The sequence below is a fragment of the Streptomyces sp. NPDC057654 genome (assembly GCF_042800135.1).
In the GTDB taxonomy this organism is placed as follows: Bacteria; Actinomycetota; Actinomycetes; order Streptomycetales; family Streptomycetaceae; genus Streptomyces.
In genome coordinates this window covers 1-1,017 of the sequence record NZ_JBHVHQ010001489.1, presented here as the reverse complement: position 1 = coordinate 1,017, position 1,017 = coordinate 1, and the positions used below count along the sequence as shown (strand labels likewise).

General features: G+C 76.2%; 2 protein-coding genes. One reads left to right on the top strand and one right to left on the bottom strand.

Annotation, left to right across the window (positions count from 1 at the left end; genetic code table 11):
• The coding region (locus ACFU99_RS44565; protein WP_384404638.1) for a methyltransferase at positions 1-537 on the top strand (537 nt) is incomplete at its 5' end.
• A gap of 20 nt (positions 538-557) precedes the next feature.
• Here the strand turns inward: ACFU99_RS44565 and ACFU99_RS44560 are convergent.
• A partial coding sequence (locus ACFU99_RS44560; protein ID WP_384404636.1) for a LysR substrate-binding domain-containing protein occupies positions 558-1,017 on the bottom strand: 460 nt, incomplete at its 5' end.

Here is a 1,017-nt window from a genome sequence, read left to right as displayed (position 1 = left end):
GCCCTGGACCTCGGCCGGGTGCGGCGGCTGCTGGACGTCGGGGGCGGCGGCGCCGCGTACGACATCGAGCTCTGCCGCCGCTACCCCGAGCTGCGCGCCACCGTCCTCGACCTGCCGTTCGTCTGCGAGCTGACCGGCGAACGCGTCGCGGAGGCCGGACTCGCCGACCGCATCGCGCTCGCGCCGGGCGACTTCCTGCGCGACGCGGCCCTGCCCGCCGGGCACGACGCGGTGCTGCTCTCGCAGATCATGCACAACTGGGACGAGCCGACCAACCGCTCCATCCTGCGCAAGTGCCACGCCGCGCTGCCGCCCGGCGGCCTGATCGTCCTCAGCGAACTGCTGGTGAACGACGCCAAGGACGGCCCGCTGCTGCCCGCCCTGATGAGCCTCAACATGCTGGTGAGCACCTGGGGCCGGAACTACACGCCCGGCGAGTACGGGCGGTGGCTGACGGACACCGGCTTCACGGACGTACGCACCGTGCGCTTCTCCGGACCGGGCGCGGACGGCGCGGTGGTGGCGGTGAAGGCGTAGCCACCGGGCGCAGAGGCCCGTCAGCCGCTCCCCCGCGTCAGCCCCAGCAGGTCGCGGGCCGGGCCCGCCGGGCGCTGGCCGGTGGGCCAGACCGCGCGGAGGTCGCGGCCGAGGCGGACCTCCTCGACGGGGATCGCGACGAGGCGGCGGGCGGCGAGCTCCTCGCCGACGGCGAGTTCGCTGAGGACCGAGGGGCCCGCGCCGTTGACGACGGCGGCCTTGACGGCGGTGGTGGAGGCGAGTTCGAGGCGGGGGGCGGTCAGCCCGCCGTGGCCGGCGAGGGCCGCGTCGAGGACCTGGCGGGTGCCGGAGCCGCGCTCGCGGAGGATCAGCGGGGTGGCGGCGAGTTCGGCCGGGTCCAGCGGGGTCCGCCGGCGGGCCCAGGGGTGGGCGGGGGCGACGACCACCACGAGGTGGTCATGGCCGATGACCGCGCCGTCGAGGCCCGACGGCACCCGCAGCCCTTCCACGAAGCCGATG